Below are 16,993 nucleotides of genomic sequence, written 5' to 3'. Positions count from 1 at the left end.
ATCACCGATCAAACCCCCCGTCCCGATGCACGATCCGCATGCGACAGCCGCATCGCGTCGCCACGCAGGAGACCGGTTCCCATGAAGATGACCCAGCTTTCCGCCACGGCCGCCGCCGTCGAGAAGATCACGCCCCTGGTTCCCGAAGCCCCTCAGTCGGTCATGCCCAGGGCCGTGCAGGTGGTGACCGCTGCTTTGCCGGTTCTGGGCCCGGATGCCGCCTGGGGCACGATCACCCTGCCGCATGCCGACCGCCATCGCCGGCGGATCCGGCTTGCCACCGATGACGGCCGGTCCTTCCTGCTGGACCTGCGCGAGGCGGTCAGGCTGGCCGATGGTGACCGGCTGATGCTGGACCAGGGCGGCCATGTGGTGGTCCGGGCGGCGCCCGAAGCGGTGATCGAAGCCGAAACCGCGGATCGGCGGGATCTCGTCCGCATCGCCTGGCATCTGGGCAACCGGCATGTGCCGCTGGCCGTCACCACCCATATCGTCACGCCGCGGCTGCGCATTTCCCGCGATCTGGTTGCCCGCGACCTGCTCGGCCGGCTGGGGGCGCATCTGACGGAGACCGTCGCCCCCTTCGATCCGGAACCGATCCTGGGGGCCGCCGGCATCGCGGCGGGGGATGAGCACGGTCATAGCCATGGGCATCACGATCACGGGCATCATGACCACGGCCATGCCATGAAGGCGAGCGCCGCGGTCGATCTGGTCGGCGGCACCGGTGCCGACACCGCCCGTGCGGCCTGGCAGATCGGCAACCGGCATCGGCCGGTGCAGGTGGTGGACGGCTGGCGGATCCGGGCCTCGGATGAACCGCTGGTCCGCCGGATCGCCGCCGCGCTGGGGCTGCGTGTGCTGCCGGCGGCAGATGCCTTCGAGCCTGAACCCGGCGCCTATGCCGATCACGGCCATCACCACTGATCCCGCCATGACCGCCGAAGGACAGGCCCTGCTCTACGGATGGACCGACGGACCCGCAGCTTGTGCGGTCTCGACCGATGCGCAGGGCCTCCACCAGCTGCTCGCCTGGACCAGCCCCAGCTTCCCCATCGGTGCCTTCAGCTACAGTCACGGGCTGGAACAGGCGGTCGAAGACGGCACGGTCGGCACGGCAGAAACGCTTGCCGCCTGGATCGACGGCGTCCTGCGCTTCGGGGCCGGGCGGACGGATGCCGGTTTCGCCGTGCGCGCCGCCCGCCAGGCCCGTGCCGGCGATATGGCCGGGCTTGTGGAAACCGCCATCGTCTCATCCGCCCTGGTCCCCGCCGGCGAACGCGCCTTGGAGGCACGCCAGCAGGGGCGGTCGTTCCTCGACGCGGTTGCGCGCGGCTGGGCGCTCGGCAAAGCCGCGGACCTGACGGCGCAGCTCGATGCGGTGGAGGTTCCCGTCACCCTGCCGGTTGCCGCAGGCGCCTGTGGCGGATGGGCCGGCCTGCCCGAAGACATGCTGATCGAAGCCCTTGTCCACGCCTTTGCCGCCAATCTCGTCTCGGCGGGCGTCCGGCTGGTGCCGCTGGGACAGACCGATGGTCAGCGGGTGCTGGCGGCGCTGGGGCCTGTGATCGGTGCCGTGGCCGCCGCCGCCCGCGCCAGGCCGGAGGCCGCTCCCGGCGGGGCTGCCATTCTTGCTGACATTGCCGCCCTTCGACACGAAACCCTCTATTCCAGGCTGTTCCGCTCATGACCACACTCTCCCCCGCGCCCATCCCGCTCACCCCTGAGCGCAGTTCCAGGCCCTTGCGCATCGGTGTCGGCGGCCCCGTCGGCTCGGGCAAGACCGCCCTTCTCGAAGTGCTCTGCCGCAGGCTGCGCGACAGCTATCGCATCGCAGCGATCACCAACGACATCTACACCCAGGAAGACGCGCAGATCCTGACGCGGGCCGGTGCGCTGGCACCAGAGCGGATCATGGGAGTGGAGACCGGCGGCTGCCCGCATACTGCGATCCGCGAGGATGCGTCGATCAATCTCGCAGCGGTGGCGGAGATGAGCACCCGCTTCCCCGATCTGGAGCTCATCTTCGTCGAAAGCGGCGGCGACAATCTGTCGGCGACCTTCTCGCCCGAGCTTGCCGATATCACGGTCTATGTGATCGATGTGGCGGCGGGCGAGAAGATCCCGCGCAAGGGCGGCCCCGGCATCACCCGATCGGATCTGCTGGTGATCAACAAGGTCGATCTGGCCCCCCTGGTCGGCGCCGATCTGGGGATCATGGAGCGGGATGCCGCCCGCATGCGCGGCCGCCGCCCCTTCCTGTTCACAAATATGAAGAGTGGCGCCGGCATCGACGCCCTGATCGCCCGCCTGCTGGATCTGGGCGGGCTGGATGATCGTCTGGGCGTGTCGTCTGCGGCACCGCTGGATGTCGCGGCGGCCAGAGCCGAGGCCGCTGCCTGATACGGATCAGAGCCGGACGACGCCACCACGGCCGGGCACCGGGACATGCTCGTCCGGCTGGAGTGTCGTGCGCGGCCCCATTGCGGCCTGGGTCGACCAGAACCCCCGCAGATAGACGAGAAGCGCCGTCACCGTCGCGAGTTCACCCGGCGTGAAGACGGCCGAGTAGACGGCGCTCGCCGCCAGCAGGAACAGCACATAATCGCCGAGAGCCGCTGCCATGGCCTCGGCACGCGGGTCGGCGAGCTGCCGCTCGGGCGCCCGCGCCCGCCGGCCATAGGCGTCGCGCAGCCCCGCCACATAAAGACCGAAGATCAGCAGCGCCCCGACCACGCCATATTCAAAGACGATGCCGACCCAGCCGATATCCGCCAGATAAAAGTGATCGGTGCCAAACAGGTCGAAAAGGGTCACCGCGCTGAAACGGGTGATCGACCCCACGCCGAAGAGCCAGCGCCAGACATCCGCCAGCATGTAGTCGAATGCCAGGGACAGCGACCGGGCCCGGATCGAGAGCGAGTTGCCGAGGCTCTTCTCCAGGGCCTCGACCGCCGGGATCAGAACCGTGATCGCCAGGACCAGCACACCGATCCCGAGCCCCAGCGTCACCAGCGATCGGAGCAGCTTGGGCAGATTGCGGTAGAGCACCCAGGCGCTGATCAGCAGCAGAGCCAGAATGCTGATCCGCTGCTTGAAGATGAGCACCATCGTCATCAGCCCGGCCAGATACAGCGCCACATAGAGCAGCCGCGGAGAGACGCTCATCCGTCGGACGAGATAAAGCAGCGAGAGCACGCCGAAGACCATCGGCATGTAGATGCGGTAGCCGCGCTCCAGTTCGTACATGAACAGCTTGCTCTGTGTAGCATCCACCGCATAGTGCGTGCGGGGCACGATCAACCAGAGCAGCCACATCAGCAGGAAGGTCGCCACACCGAAAGACAGAAGGATCCGGCGCAGCAGATCCGGCGACGGGCGCAGCAGTGCCAGCGTCGAGAGCACGCTGAAATAATAGGTGATCGGCCAGACTTTGATCGTCGTGCCGAACGCGTCGATAAAGGCATTGCCCAGCCAGAGCATCGACAGGGCCGGGGTGATCCCGATGACATAGCCGAGCACGATGGCATAGAGCGGATGATGACGTCCGCTCAGCCGGAAGGCGCCGTGGAGTGCCAGCGGCAGGGTCAGAAACGGCCAGGCCTTCGAGAGATAATAGAACGGCCCCGCGTCGATGATGTAGTGGAAGACCTGCCCGAACATCGGCAATGCGGCGACGAGCAGCAGGATCTCCAGCCGGCCGGTCGACCGGTCCGCCCCCCCGGAGGTCGCAAGGACCCTCTCTGCCAGATCGGCGGAGATAGCCGCATCGACAGCGGGGCCGGGTGCCACGACCCGGCCGCGACGGCGCGACAGAACCGCTTTCTTTCCGCCGCCGGTTCTCACGACGGTCGCTGCAGAATGCCGCGGCCACCAAATCGCGCGCGGATGATGATGCCGAGGATGGGCAGGCTTTCGTGAAACACCCGGCGGAAATGGCCCACCGGCGACAGCATCAGCCGCCAGCCGCCTTCAAGGCCGAGCTTGCGGACGATGGCCGGCGCACGGCGAACCAGCCCGGTGACGAAGAGGAGAGAGGATCCGATGCACAACCCGGTTCCGGTCGCCCCGCCCGCATCCGCGATCTGCCGTGCAAGCAGCTCGGATTGCGGTGACCCGACGGCAATGAAGACATAGCGCGCCGGCCGGGACCGGACCGCCGTCACCGCAGCCTCCACCGCCGCCGGATCGCGGATGAACCCCATCGGCGGTACATGCTGATGAAGGTTGGTCAGACCGAACTGGCTGCGCAACGCCGTCATGAGCCGATCGTCGCCACCCACCACCATGATGGCATCATCCGGACGGACATAATGGTGAAACAGGCGGCTGGTCACATCCGCTCCCGAGGCGTGGGGCAGTGCCTGTCCCAGCACCAGGCGGGAAAAGCGGCGGACCACATTGCCATCGGACAACACCAGCCAAGCGCCCGCATAGGCATGCTCGAACGCCGGCGCACCACGCGCCAGCCGGACCATGTGCTGGGCGTTCGGCGTGACCACATAGGCGAAACCGGCAGCAGGATCCCGCGCGGCGATCACGGCTGCGGCCGGGTCGCAGTCGAGATCGCTGATCTCCAGTCCAAGAAAGTCGATCCGCGGCACCGCGGCCGGCGTGGAGGCGGTCTCGGCGGTCATCCGGTCGTGCCTCCCTGCGCTAGAACGGCGTGTTCTTCGTCGTGTCGTTGCGGGTGATCGAATACTGGAAGACCCGCTGGAACGGCACGACACCCTCGATGAACTGCGCGACCCACAGATTGACCTCTGCAATCCGGCTGCGCGGGACGAAGATGATGTCGCCCTGCACGATCGGAATGTCGATCAACCGGCCTTCCAGAAGCCCACGCAGATCCACGGTGCGCATCATCGGTCGATCCTGTGGATCCCGTCGGATCAGCACGATCTCGTTCATCCGGCCATTGGGCGTGATGCCACCCGCCAGAGTCAGGGCCTCGGCAACGCCGATGCGACCGACGATGCGATACACCCCCGGCGCACGGACGTCGCCGCCGACATAGACCCGGGCGGAAATGGCGTCGTCGACGGCGACATTCACGTCCGGATCCCTCAGGATCCGCGTCGACTGGCCGGCCACACGCTCGGAGGCCTGGGCCGGGGTCAGGTCCGCCACCAGAACCTCGCCGGCAGATTTGAGCGAGATATAGCCGTCGGGCCGGACCGTCACCTCTTCATCGAACTCCGGCGTCCGCCAGAATCCGACCTTGAGCTTGTCCCCCTCGCCAATGCGATAGGGCGGCAATTCGTCGGTCCAGTCGGCGAAGGCGATCGGATTATAGGTGCCGGAGGCGAGGGGCGAGTCCGCCGCGACCGGACGAATGGCCTGGCCGGTCTCGCAGGCGCCAAGCATCAGCATCAGCCCCATGGCAGCCAGAAGCCGCCCCCAGTTCCTTGCGATCCGCATCACAGCCATCGATAGATCGCCCTCGGAATGTGGAATCGGCGGCCGGTCACCACAGCTCCAAGCATATCGCCGCCGGCATCCAGAATCTGATCGCGCGTGTTGCCGGCCACCGGCGCGCGGGTGTGTTCGGCACGTACGACAAGGATGGAGCCGTCGACGACGGGAGCAAGCCGCAAGGCAACGAAACTGTTCCGGGTCGCCGGCGCATCGACAATGACGAAGTCGTAGCGGCCGGCAAGTCCTTCGATCAGCGAGCCCAGCTCCCCCACTTCGGTACGCATGCGCCCCAGGGTCGACCCCGCCGCATCCACGGTCACGTCAAGGCGGGGGATCCGTGTCGGCGCCGCCCGGATACCGTCGACGCCCAGCTCAACAGCATCCCCGGCGCGCAATGCGCCGGCCTGACCATTGCCGTCGCGATCGAGATCGACCAGAAGCGTCCGACGGCCATGACCTTCGGCCAGTTCGGTGGCCAGCGCCCTGGAGAACCCCTCCCGGTTTTCGGTTTCACCGGAGGAGACGACCTGAATCGATCTGAGCGACTGGCCGTCTTCACGGCCCGCAAGCAGACGCCCGACGAAATAGATCATCTGCTCCTGGGCGCCACCGCCCACGAAGCCGCCGGCCTCGTTGAAGGTCGCGAGAACCGGCAGCCCAAGCCCGCGCTCCACCTCCAGCGGCAGGAGATATCCCCGGCGGTTCCAGGCCGCCGCCAGCCCCGCAACGGCGGCAAGAAGCAGGCCGCCGAACAGACCGGCCGCCACCAGATTGGCCGCCTGGCTGCTTCCGCGTGCAGGTGCATCAGCATATTCGACCACGCGCACATTCGACGCCCGTTCGTCGGCAGCTGCCTCTTCCAGGCCGGCCGTTTCAGCGCGTTCCCGCGCCTGCCGATAAAGCTTGTCGACCACGTCCAGGCTGCGCGTGAGGTCGCCGATCACCTGCTCGCCCTCGCGCAGTTCCGCGATGCGCATGCGCGCAACCTCACGCTGACGCTCCAGCTCTTCCAGCTGACGAGCCGTCGCCTCCTCTTCCAGCTGAATCTGGATCAGATGGTTGGTCAGGAACGCGATGGCGGGATTGCGAACGGTCCGGTCGGCAAAATAGACCGGCCGTTCCTTCTCCTGAAACTGTTCCAGCGTCTTGATCTGGCGCTCGATCTCCTGCAGGCGCGGATGGTTGTCCTGATAGCGCGCCCGCAACTGGTCCCGTTCAAGCTGCAGCTTGATACGGGCGTTTCGCGCCTCGTCATTGTCGGTCCGGTTCGTCCGTTCCGTGAAGTCGAACACCCGTTCCGGAAGCTTGGCCAGCCGCTCCTGCGCATTCGCCACCTCGATGCGCAGCGCTTCGCGCCGCTCCATCACATGGCGCCTGCGTTGAATGATGCTGTCCTCCTGGTTCACCGCCAGAAGGATCTCCTGCTCCAGATTAAGGACCTTATACTTCGCCTTGGCATCGGCCAGGTTTCGCTGCAGCTGGTCGATCTGCAGGCGAAACTTTTCGGCTTCCTGTTCCAGGAAGGGCGATCGCGGATTGGCATAGATGGAGCCGCGTCGCGCCAGATAGGCGCGGATCAACTCGTCGACCGCCCTTATCGCCACAGCCCGGTCCTGATGGGAAAAGGCGACCAGCACCAGATTTGAACCGCTCTGGGCAGTGATCCGGAAGCGCGCCTCGGCCAGGTCGGTGGCGCGTTCAACCAGCTGATCCTCGGGCTCGCCCTTGCCGAAGCCGAGTGGTCCCTCGCCGTCGAGATGCGGGAACAGGGTCTGAACCCCCACCTTGCGCACCATTTCGCGGATCAGGGTCCGACTGCGGAGAATGTCGACTTCCGACTCCGTCGCCCTCAGGCCGTCGATGGACAGAATGGACGGACGTTCGACCAGATCCTGATTTCCGGACTGCTCGGCGTTGAACAGGACCAGAAGCCGCGCTTCCGCCTCGTAGCGGATCGGGCTGAACCATGCCGCGACGCAGGCACCGACGACGGTCACCAGGAACACCGCGATCATGACCCGGCGATGGTAGGACGCGACGATCAGCAGGTCGCGCAGGGTATAGGCCCCCTGCCCCGTGCCCTGCCTCTGCCGTCGCGCGGCCTCGTTTCCCGTCACGAGCGACATTCGACACCTGCCCAGTTGAGGCCGTGATATCGGGTCTCAATATACAGGCGACGCACCACCTGCCAGATCTCACTCGTGCGATCTGGACAATAGCTCATCGCCGCCGAATGAGGGTTTCCGGCCCAATCTTTGGGAATGTTCAAGGTCACCTGATATCCACCAAGAAATTTCTCCGGCTCGGAGGCCCACCATCCAAAAGGCAGTTCACGTCGGAAGTATTCGCGGATTTCATAGAGCGGATCCAGTTGCCGGCTTGCCCTTATGGCTGCGACCGAGGGGTCATCCTCATCCGCACGGAGCTCCTGACCGAAGGCCGCCGGACCGGCAAGAACGGTGAATACGATCGCGCTAAGGATCCGCCTGCCCGCCCGGTGTCCCAAGACGTCTTCTCCAGAGACTTTCCGCAGTCTGATGCGGCCAAGAGATCGACGACGAACGGCGATGGAGCGGACGCTGCAGCCTTCGAACTCGCTGAGCACAGCATATTTGCCCCGCGCCACGACTTCAAGCACGCCTTGTGGCCACGAAGTGGGTATACTGGCAGAGACTTCAGAAATGCGCCAGGGACGGCCTGTTTCCGCGAGTCGTCAGTCTTCACACTCTCTCGGATGGATGGGCAGGTGCAACGGATCGTCCTCTTCTTCCAGCGCCCTGTGGTTGCAGGGTTCGGCGTCCGAGGCTTTGAAGTGGTGGCGAAGCTGGCGCTTTATCTCCTGACGGCGCGTATTCTGGGGGTGGCCGAAGCCGGTTTGTTTTTCCTTTGCCTCACCTGGTCCAGCTGGTTCTCCACCTTCGGGCGCATGGGCATCGACCGGGCACTCACCCGCCATATGGGGGCTGAACTGGGGCTCTCGCAGGGCGCCACTGCGCGGCGGACGCTCCTGGCCGGCGTCGGACGGGTGACCGTGACCGGGCTCGTGCTGGGTATCGCCACCGGGCTTGGCGGTGCCACTCTGGCGCATACCATCTTCGGCGATCCGGCCCTGGCGCCGGCGCTCGTCCACACCTCGATCGCCGTCGCCGGCATGTCGGTCACCTTCACGCTGACCGCGGCACTCGCCGGCGCCGGGCGAACGACCTGGGCGCAGTTCCTGCAGAACGCCTTCTGGCCAGCCCTGACGGTGCTCGCCCTGGTTGCCGGTGCGCAGGATGCCACAAGCCTGGTGACCTGCATGGGCATTGCGATCTGGGTCTCAGGCAGTATCGCCGGGCTGATCTTCTTTCGCGACCGCGCCCGGTTCCGCAACGACGCAGCGCTGAGCACCGACACGCCTGCCTCCGGCCCCGTCGAGCACATGCCGCCACTGATGACGACGGCCTGGCCGCTTATGGTGGTCGAGCTGGTCCAGGCGACCATCGTATCGGTCCCGGTCCTGCTTCTCGGCGTGATGGCCGACGCCGCAGATGTCGGCGCGTTCAGTGTGGCGCTGCGGATCTCGATGCTTGTCTGGATGGTGCTGGTCAGTCTCGGCACCGTCGCCAGCCCGCGCTTTGCCGCCCTGCATCGCAAGGGGGATCTGGAAGGTCTCGGTCATCTGAACCGGCAGATCCAGTTGATCGGCACGGTCACCGGCGGCCTCGTCTGCCTGGCGATGATCGTGCTGCCCGAGACGCTGCTCGCCATCCTCTCTCCCGGCTTCACCACGGCTGCGGTGCCGCTGATGGTCCTGGGTGCCGGACAGGCAATCAACGCGCTCTATACCGGGCAGGATGTCCTGCTCGCCATGACCGGCAACGGCGGCACCCTGCAGCGCCTCAATCTCGCGCAGCTGGTGGTGGTTCTGCTATTGTCCGTCAGCTTCATCCCGCTGATCGGTGCATCCGGTGCAGCACTCGCCACCGCAATCGCAACGGCACAGGGGGGGCTGGGGGCCGCTATGGTCGCGGCCTCGCTGCTGCCGGCGGCACGCCCCTATGCGGCACTCCCTCTGCCGGCGACGCTCCGCCATCTTCTGGCTTTGAACCGGCAACCGTCGACGACCTGATCATCTGCTTCCGCCCCGAATCTCACCATCACACGGCTGACGAGGCCCGCCGCGCATGACCACGTCCGACAGCATCACGCCCCGGCTGCGCAACATCACCTTCGGTCTGGTGAACCGGGCCGTCCGCTTCCTCGATATTCTGGCCATGCTGGCCGCTGCGGTGGCCGCCCGGCCCCTGTCGGAAGCCACCGCAGCCGATGTGACCTGGGCACAATCGGTGCTTCTGGGTGCACTGGCCGTCGTGCCCATGGTGCAGGTGAACGAGGGGCGTCGGGTCTATCGGTGGGAACGGTACCGCCACCTGCGTGGGCAGGTCGCCGACATCATCCTGGGCCTGCTCGCCGCGCTGGTCGTGGCCGGCATCTTCGCCATCGGCTTTCTGCCGGGCGGCATTGTCGAAAGCTGGCTGACGACCTTCGGGATTGCCGGCCTGGTGCTGATGACCATCGGGCGAAGCATGGCCCGGATCGCCGTTGCCGGTATGGAACGGCGCGGGGCATTGAAGCGTCGGGTGGCGGTGATCGGGGCCGGCGAAGAAGGCGAGGCGGCGATCCGCTATCTCGACGCCCCCGGCCGGCGTGATCTCTATGAACTGATCGGCGTCTTCGACGATCGCGCAGCACGTCGCGCAGTGGAAATTGCGGGCCTCACCGTCACTCACGGCGTCGATGAACTGGCCCGTCGGGCGCGTCAGGAACGCGTGGACGTGGTGATCATCGCCCTGCCCTGGCGCGCCGGCCAGCGCATTGCCGAAATGATGCGGAAACTCTGCGCGATTCCGGCCGATGTGCTGCTGCCGATCGAAGCCGACTGGATCAATCTGCGTGGTGCACAGCTGTTCAATGTCGGCGGCCTGCCCTTTCTTCAGGTCGCGCGCCGGCCGCTCAAGGGCACCGACGCAATTCTGAAGAGCATCCTGGACTATATCGTGGCCGGCATCGCCGTTCTGCTGCTGTCCCCACTGCTGCTGGTGGTCGCGATCCTGGTGCGGCTCGACAGCCCCGGGCCGATCCTGTTCCGGCAGCGGCGGGTCGGTTTCAACGGCCGTGAATTCGACATGTTCAAATTCCGGTCGATGACCGTCGATCCCACCGACGACGGATCGCGCGGCACGCCGATGGACAATCCGCGCATCACCCGGATCGGTCGCTTCATTCGCAAAACCAGCATCGACGAGTTGCCGCAGCTGTTCAATGTCCTGCGCGGTGAGATGTCGGTGGTCGGCCCCCGCGCCCATGTCCCCAATATGCTGGTCGGAGAGCGCACCTATTTCGAGACGGTGCAGGAATATGCCGCCCGCCACCGGGTGAAGCCCGGCATCACCGGCTGGGGACAGATCAACGGCATGCGCGGCGGCATCCACGACGCCGACAAGGCCCGGCGTGGGGTCGAACTGGACCTGCAGTATATCGAGAACTGGTCGCTGTGGTTCGACATCCGGATCATGGCCCGGACTTTGTTCGGCGGCATGGCCGGACGGGATGTGTTCTGATGCAGGCGATGCGCGCCCTTCTGTTGACGACGATCGGCCTTCTGGTCGCGCAGGCGGCCTCTGGCACCGAGCAGGTCACGCTTCCTCAGCCCTTCTCGATGGCCTATTACGAAAGCTGGGAAGAGATACCCGTGGCACTCGGCAGCGCCACGCGTCTGGCGATGACGCCGGACCATGTCGATGTGCAGGTGCTGGGTTTCGTCAAACCGGACCTCGTTTACCGAGGCGGGCTGGACCTCACCGAGACGGGGCTGCAGGCGCCGGTCCCCGGCCCCGTCCTCGCCGATGCCGTCCGGGCGCTGAAAGCACGCGCACCCGCGATGAAGGTGCTGCTGGCGGTCGGCGGGTCCGGCTATGTCGACGGCTGGCGCCGCTATGACCCCAGGGCCCTGGCACGTCTGGTCACCGATCTTGGTCTCGACGGCGTCGACCTGGATTACGAGCCGGCAAAACCGGATTGCCAGACGGCCGAGGCGCGCAGGGGCCCCACCGTCGTCTGTCGCACGGATCTCACCTGGTCCAGGCTGATCGCAGACACACGCGCGGTGCTTCCACGCCCGATGATGCTGAGCATCCCTGGCTGGAGCACGGGCGCCTATGGCAGCGGCGCATTTCAGACCGAGCCGCCCGGCGGCCCCTATACCGGCAGCATGCTGTGGTTGGGCCGCGACCGCGAGGCGGCCGCCGCCGTCGACCTGGTGGCCATCATGGCCTATGCCGCCGGCCCCTCCTACAATCCGGAACGCGCCTTCGCAGCCTATCGGGCAATCTGGGACGGGCCGCTGGCACTTGGGCTGATCGTGCCCCCCGACCCGACCGGCCAGCCTGTTCCGGCGATCGATGCCATTCGCGACCTTGCCGCGCGCCTGAAAGACCAGGAGCAGGCCGGGGTGATGGTCTATGGCATGCTCGGCACGCCGCCCTCGGGCCCAAGTGCCGCAACACCTAGCGGTGGCATGATGCTGCGCGCCGTGTGTGAGGGCTTCGGCCGCGACGGATGCGATGCGGTTCTCCCTTAACTCGGCCGGGGCAGCGGGATCAGGCAGAGACCACCGGGCCGTACGCCGCCTCCAGCCGGGCCAGCGGCTCGGGCCGTGCGACGAAGATGAAATTGTTGACGTAGACCCTGTCGGGCAGCCGGCGGGTTCCCTCTGCATTCAAGGCCGAGCGATCCTGGAGCCGGGCGATATCGAAGCCCGTCATGTCATGCAGACGGCCGTCGAGCAGGTAGAGACCGCGATAGCCGATCGGTCCCAGCAAAGCCTGAAGTTCGGCCAGGGTACCCGGCGTGTGACGCTCCTCCGCCTCGATCAGCAGGCTGGGTTGATGGGTCTTCAGGGTTTCGACCGCACCACGAAGTGCCGTGCCTTCGAACCCCTCGACATCGATCTTCACAAAGCCCACGCGCCGGCCGCGGCCGATCTCGGATTTGAGATCGTCGAGCCGCCGGACGGCAACGGCAATATGGAGCATCCCGGGCGTGCTGACGCTTCGCACCGCCTCCTCCTTCATGGAGGCGAGACCGGATCCGGCCTCGGGAACATGCAGCACCGCCTCCCCCTCGGCATCGCCCAGCGCCATCGGCATCAACACCAGCCGCCCCTCCCGCAATTCGCGGGCAAACCGGGTCTTCAGCACTTTGCCCATGGTGGGGTTGGGCTCGAAGGCCACGACGCGTCCGGCAGCCTGCAGCATGGGGGCCGTGTAGGCGCCGTGATTGGCACCGATGTCATAGGCGTCGGCATCCGCCTCAGCCAGAATCGGCACCAATGCCAGTTCCTTTTCGCCGTAATCGGGGGCCATGCGATCGCGAAAATCGATCAACCGGGCATAGAGCCGGGGCATTCGTCGTTCAATGATGGTTTTCAGGCCGGCCACGGCAGAGAATCCCTCGGATCGTATGGGCGATGGCTGCGAACTTTATCATCATATCACGGTTATCGGCCGGGAGGATGTCTATCGCTGCCACAGCGCTGCACCACGAGGCACTTGCCCCGAATGACGGGCCGGTCGATGATCGCATGATGACCACCGGCTCCACAGATCCCGGCTTCGATGGCCGCGGCCCCCACGCGCCTGATCCGCGGATCCAGGCTTTGATCGCGTATTGGCGGTCGCGACGGATGGGGCGTCCGATGCCGCTTCGGCGGGATTTCGATCTGCTGGTCGATATGCCGAGAACCCTCCCCAATCTTCTGGTCATTGAACGTCTGGCTGACGGCGGCTTTCTGCACCGCTATGTCGGCAGTGTCATCGTCGCGCTCGCCCGACGTGACGCCACCGGCCATCTCGTCGACGGCATCTGGTACGGAAATCGCTACGCCGACATCCTGCGCGCCTATGACCGCGCCATCGACGAGGCCACACTCATCTGGGGTGTCGATCGTGCCACCTGGCCGGATGGCGAGTGGCGCATGGCAGAATGGCTGATCATGCCGCTTGCCCGCACCGACGGCACGCCCGGCTGGGTCGCAACCTATACCGTCGTGCTCGACGGCCCGGTGACGGCCTACCGCCCGCAGGTTCGTATCCTGAGGGACTGACTGATACCCCCGCGGCTACAGCCTGAAATGCTGCGCCAGCACGGAACCGATCGCCCCGACGGCATCATCACCGTCCGATGGATGTGCGAGGACGACGGCCTCATGCCCCCCGATCGGGGGGAGCGCTTCCACGATCTGCATCGCCGGCGTCACTCTGGACCTGTCGACCACCGACAGGGCAAGCCCGGCCTCGACACAGGTTTCGACTGCACCGGCCGACGGGCTGGCGAGCAGAACCCGCCAGGGCCGGCCGGCTGATGTCAGCGCCGCCAGCATCGCATCCCGATAAGGGCAGTCGGCCGCATGAAGAGCAAGCGGCAGAATGTCGGGCAGCGCCTGAGCCAGCGCCGGCGCCGCCACCCAGACCGGCGTCGTCGCCACGAGATACCGCCCGTCATGCTCTCCCCCGGCCGGCCGCACGATCACCACCATGTCCAGCCGCCCGCGCTGGAATTGATCCGTCAGCACACCGCTTGCAGCCGTTTCGACCTCGAGCACCACCCGGGGCCATCGCGCCACGATAACGGGCAGGATGTCCCGGATCACATGCCCTGCATATTCATCGGGCACCCCCAAACGGACCTTCCCGGCAGGTCCGGTATCCTGAAGCTCGTCCATAAGACGGTCATGGACCCGAAGCAGCTCGGTCGTCCCCGCGAGCAGACGTTGGCCCAAGGGGGTCAGCACGACGGCACGGTTGTCACGCTCAAACAGGCGACCGCCGGCCACCGCCTCAAGCCGCTGAACCTGAACGCTGATTGCAGCGGGGCTTTTGTTGAGCCGTTCGGCCGCGGCCCGGAACCGCCCCAGCCGGGCGATCATGTGAAAGCTGCGCAGAAGATCGAGATCGAGCATCGCCGGCATGATCAAATTTTTCCGAACATGATGATCAGATCATTTCGTTTTAGTGAATGATAATACCGCGGCAGGATCAAGGCTCCTTTCACGACCCTCCGCAACGGAACGTGCCATGACCATGATCTCCGCCAGGCTTCGCCACCTGGGGACCAGTACGCCCTTGGCCCTGCTCGAAGCCGGTCTGGTGATCAGCTGGAGTTCCGGCTTCGTCGGCACGCGCCTGGCGGTCGATCATGCGCCGATTTTTCTGGTCGTGTTCTGGCGGTGCATTCTGGTCAGCCTGATCCTGCTGCCCTGGGCCATCCGCCAGATCCGCAGAACTGGCCCGCTCCGCAGATCGGGATGGCGACGCCTCGGCGCCGAGGCCGCAATCGGCGCGCTGGCGATGGGCGGCTATCTCGCCGGCGTCGCGAAAGGCATCGAGTTGGGGGTGCCCGCGGGGCTTGCGGCCCTGATCGCAGATCTCCTCCCCATCGGTACGGCTCTGCTCGGCGCCGCCTTCTTCGGCCGGCATCTGCCGGGCCGCGGCTGGGCGGGCCTCGTTGCCGGTGGCATCGGTGTCGCTATTGTCGGCCAGGATGCACTGGCGTCTGGCCAGATACCGATCCTCGCGATACTGCTGCCGCTCGGTGGCATGGCGGCGCTGGCGATCGCCACCCTCTGGCAGGCCCGGCTGCCGGCCGGGGGAGCCCCCAGCCCCCTTGCACGGCTCTGGCTGCACGCGGTGGTCTCTGCCCTGGTGTTTGCCGGTCTGGCCGGCGCCGACGGCGGTCTCGCACCGCCGGCAACACCCGGATTCACAGTTGCGGTGCTCTGGACGGGGCTTCTGTCCAGCGTCGGCGGCTATGGCCTCTACTGGCTCTGCCTCGCCCGAAGCTCGCCCACCCGGGTGGCCACGGTTCTCTATCTGAGCCCGACCGTCACCCTGGTCTGGGCCTGGGCGATGTTCGGTGAGCCGCTCACCTGGATGATGGTGGTCGGCACCGCGCTCTCTGCCTGGGGCATCTCGCAGGTCATCCGTGCCGAAGGCCAGGGCAGCGAACAAGGCAAGGGCAGCGAACGGCGAAGGCCCGCCCGGATCGCTCCGGACGGGCCTTCGTGCAGGTCGTGATCGCCGGGATCGACGATGACGGGGATCAGCGGCGCGCAAGCGCCTTCAGCGCACCGCGGCCAGCGTAATAGCCGGTATCGCCCAGGATCTCCTCGATGCGGATCAGCTGGTTGTACTTGGCCAGACGGTCCGAACGCGAGAGCGAGCCGGTCTTGATCTGGCCGCAATTGGTGGCGACCGCCAGATCGGCGATGGTGGTGTCCTCGGTCTCGCCCGAGCGGTGCGACATCACCGCGGTGTAGCCGGCGCGGTGGGCCATGTCGACCGCGCGCAGCGTCTCGGTGAGGGTGCCGATCTGGTTGACCTTGATCAGGATCGAGTTGGCGAGGCCCTTCTCGATGCCCTCGGCCAGGATCTGCGGGTTGGTCACGAACAGGTCATCGCCGACCAGCTGGACCTTGCCGCCGATGGCGCGGGTCAGAGCCGCCCAGCCGTCCCAGTCCTGCTCGGCCATGCCGTCCTCGATCGACACGATCGGGTAGCGTGCAACCAGGTCCTCGTAGAAGCGGACCATCTCGTCGGCGCCGAGCACACGGCCCTCGCCGTCGAGGTGATACTTGCCGTCCTTGAAGAACTCCGACGAGGCGGCATCAAGCGCCAGCACCACATCCTCGCCCGGCTTGTAACCGGCGGATTCGATCGCCTTCATGATGAAGTCGATCGCCTCGGCATTGCTGCCGAGATTGGGGGCGAAGCCGCCTTCGTCGCCGACATTGGTGTTGTGACCGGCCGCCGACAGCTGCTTCTTCAGGTGGTGGAAGACCTCGGCACCGGTGCGGATGGCATCGGCGATGCTGTCCGACGCCACCGGCATGATCATGAATTCCTGGATGTCGATCGGGTTGTCGGCATGGGCGCCGCCGTTGATGATGTTCATCATCGGCACCGGCAGGGTGTGCGCCATGACACCGCCGACATAGCGGAACAGCGGCCAGCCGGCCTCTTCCGCCGCAGCGCGGGCAACGGCCAGGCTGACGCCCAGGATCGCATTGGCGCCCAGGCGCGACTTGTTCTCGGTGCCGTCCAGCTCGATCAGCGCCTGATCGATGCCGATCTGGTCCTCGCCGTCATAGCCGATCAGCTCGTCCGAAATTTCGCCCATCACGGCCTCGACGGCCTGCTCGACGCCCTTGCCCAGATAGCGGGCGGTGTCGCCGTCGCGCTTCTCGACCGCTTCGCGGCTGCCGGTGGAGGCGCCGCTCGGCACGGCGGCACGGCCGATCGCACCGCTTTCCAGCTCGACATCGACCTCGACGGTCGGGTTGCCGCGGCTGTCGAGGATCTCGCGGGCACGAATATCGACGATGGCAGTCATGGGATGTCTCGCTCTCCGTTCAAGGGCAAGGGGCCGGGATCGACTGTCGAGGGGCTGCCTGCCGACGAAACGCGCCGTCGACAGGAAGCGATGCAGGATCAGAATGAGGGCCGCCCGTGACGATGATGCTGTCGGGGCGACAGAA

Annotated in this window: 16 protein-coding genes; 8 read left to right on the top strand and 8 right to left on the bottom strand. The window is 66.3% G+C overall.

Going from position 1 to position 16,993, the window contains the following annotated elements; all coding sequences use genetic code 11:
* Positions 1–81: 81 nt before the first annotated feature.
* Genes CMO28_RS03765 through ureG form a run of 3 tightly spaced genes read left to right on the top strand, consistent with a single transcriptional unit; the run spans position 82 to position 2,403 of the window.
* Positions 82–927: a hypothetical protein gene (locus CMO28_RS03765; protein WP_296709800.1), complete on the top strand. Its 846-nt coding sequence runs from the start codon at positions 82–84 to the stop codon at positions 925–927.
* 7 nt (positions 928–934) lie between these two features.
* Positions 935–1,690 carry an urease accessory protein UreF gene (locus tag CMO28_RS03760; RefSeq protein WP_296709797.1) on the top strand — a complete coding sequence of 252 codons (756 nt, stop codon included), beginning with the start codon at positions 935–937 and terminating at the stop codon, positions 1,688–1,690.
* Positions 1,687–2,403, top strand: coding sequence for an urease accessory protein UreG (gene ureG, locus CMO28_RS03755; RefSeq protein ID WP_296709795.1), 717 nt, complete (start codon positions 1,687–1,689; stop codon positions 2,401–2,403). The genes CMO28_RS03760 and ureG overlap by 4 nt, the downstream gene beginning before the upstream one ends.
* A gap of 6 nt (positions 2,404–2,409) precedes the next feature.
* Here the strand turns inward: ureG and CMO28_RS03750 are convergent, their stop codons facing one another.
* From CMO28_RS03750 to CMO28_RS03730, 5 genes are read right to left on the bottom strand one after another with little or no spacing between them, the layout of a single operon-like run.
* On the bottom strand, positions 2,410–3,792 hold the full coding sequence (locus tag CMO28_RS03750) for a hypothetical protein (protein ID WP_296709793.1): 1,383 nt from the start codon (positions 3,790–3,792) through the stop codon (positions 2,410–2,412).
* Between the two features lie 50 nt (positions 3,793–3,842).
* Complete coding sequence (locus CMO28_RS03745; protein ID WP_296709791.1) at positions 3,843–4,637, bottom strand: WecB/TagA/CpsF family glycosyltransferase; 795 nt, start codon at positions 4,635–4,637, stop codon at positions 3,843–3,845.
* 19 nt (positions 4,638–4,656) lie between these two features.
* Entirely contained in the window at positions 4,657–5,430 is a 774-nt protein-coding gene (locus tag CMO28_RS03740) for a polysaccharide biosynthesis/export family protein (RefSeq protein ID WP_296709788.1), read from the bottom strand.
* Positions 5,421–7,535, bottom strand: coding sequence for a GumC family protein (locus CMO28_RS03735; RefSeq protein WP_296709786.1), 2,115 nt, complete (start codon positions 7,533–7,535; stop codon positions 5,421–5,423). Before CMO28_RS03735 ends, CMO28_RS03740 begins: the two co-directional genes overlap by 10 nt.
* Positions 7,532–8,056, bottom strand: coding sequence for a hypothetical protein (locus CMO28_RS03730; protein WP_197465183.1), 525 nt, complete (start codon positions 8,054–8,056; stop codon positions 7,532–7,534). Before CMO28_RS03730 ends, CMO28_RS03735 begins: the two co-directional genes overlap by 4 nt.
* Positions 8,057–8,164: 108 nt before the next feature.
* Here CMO28_RS03730 and CMO28_RS03725 point away from each other — a divergent pair, with 108 nt between their 5' ends.
* Genes CMO28_RS03725 through CMO28_RS03715 form a run of 3 tightly spaced genes read left to right on the top strand, consistent with a single transcriptional unit; the run spans position 8,165 to position 12,040 of the window.
* Positions 8,165–9,529, top strand: coding sequence for a lipopolysaccharide biosynthesis protein (locus tag CMO28_RS03725; RefSeq protein WP_296709780.1), 1,365 nt, complete (start codon positions 8,165–8,167; stop codon positions 9,527–9,529).
* Between the two features lie 55 nt (positions 9,530–9,584).
* Entirely contained in the window at positions 9,585–11,021 is a 1,437-nt protein-coding gene (locus CMO28_RS03720) for an undecaprenyl-phosphate glucose phosphotransferase (protein WP_296709777.1), read from the top strand.
* Positions 11,021–12,040, top strand: coding sequence for a glycosyl hydrolase family 18 protein (locus CMO28_RS03715; protein WP_296709774.1), 1,020 nt, complete (start codon positions 11,021–11,023; stop codon positions 12,038–12,040). The genes CMO28_RS03720 and CMO28_RS03715 overlap by 1 nt, the downstream gene beginning before the upstream one ends.
* Before the next feature lie 19 nt (positions 12,041–12,059).
* Here CMO28_RS03715 and CMO28_RS03710 read toward each other — a convergent pair whose 3' ends face one another.
* Positions 12,060–12,866, bottom strand: a complete 807-nt coding sequence (locus tag CMO28_RS03710) for an FkbM family methyltransferase (RefSeq protein ID WP_296709772.1) — start codon at positions 12,864–12,866, stop codon at positions 12,060–12,062.
* 107 nt (positions 12,867–12,973) lie between these two features.
* Here CMO28_RS03710 and CMO28_RS03705 point away from each other — a divergent pair, with 107 nt between their 5' ends.
* The gene (locus tag CMO28_RS03705; RefSeq protein WP_296709769.1) at positions 12,974–13,564 is read left to right on the top strand and encodes a PAS domain-containing protein; all 591 of its coding nucleotides are present in this window, start codon (positions 12,974–12,976) and stop codon (positions 13,562–13,564) included.
* 15 nt (positions 13,565–13,579) lie between these two features.
* On the opposite strand, the gene CMO28_RS03700 is transcribed toward CMO28_RS03705, so the two are convergent.
* Entirely contained in the window at positions 13,580–14,428 is an 849-nt protein-coding gene (locus CMO28_RS03700; RefSeq protein ID WP_296709766.1) for a LysR family transcriptional regulator, read from the bottom strand.
* Positions 14,429–14,534: 106 nt separating this feature from the next.
* On the opposite strand from CMO28_RS03700, the gene CMO28_RS03695 reads away from it, so the two are divergent.
* Positions 14,535–15,533 (top strand): DMT family transporter, encoded by a 999-nt coding sequence (locus tag CMO28_RS03695; protein ID WP_296709764.1) that lies wholly within the window; start codon positions 14,535–14,537, stop codon positions 15,531–15,533.
* Positions 15,534–15,558: 25 nt separating this feature from the next.
* Here the strand turns inward: CMO28_RS03695 and eno are convergent, their stop codons facing one another.
* The gene (gene eno, locus CMO28_RS03690) at positions 15,559–16,848 is read right to left on the bottom strand and encodes a phosphopyruvate hydratase (protein ID WP_014745263.1); all 1,290 of its coding nucleotides are present in this window, start codon (positions 16,846–16,848) and stop codon (positions 15,559–15,561) included.
* Positions 16,849–16,993 lie beyond the last annotated feature (145 nt).

Source organism: Tistrella sp., from assembly GCF_002684955.1.
Classification (GTDB): Bacteria; Pseudomonadota; Alphaproteobacteria; order Tistrellales; family Tistrellaceae; genus Tistrella; species Tistrella mobilis.
This window is presented reverse-complemented; position numbering and strand designations above follow the sequence as displayed.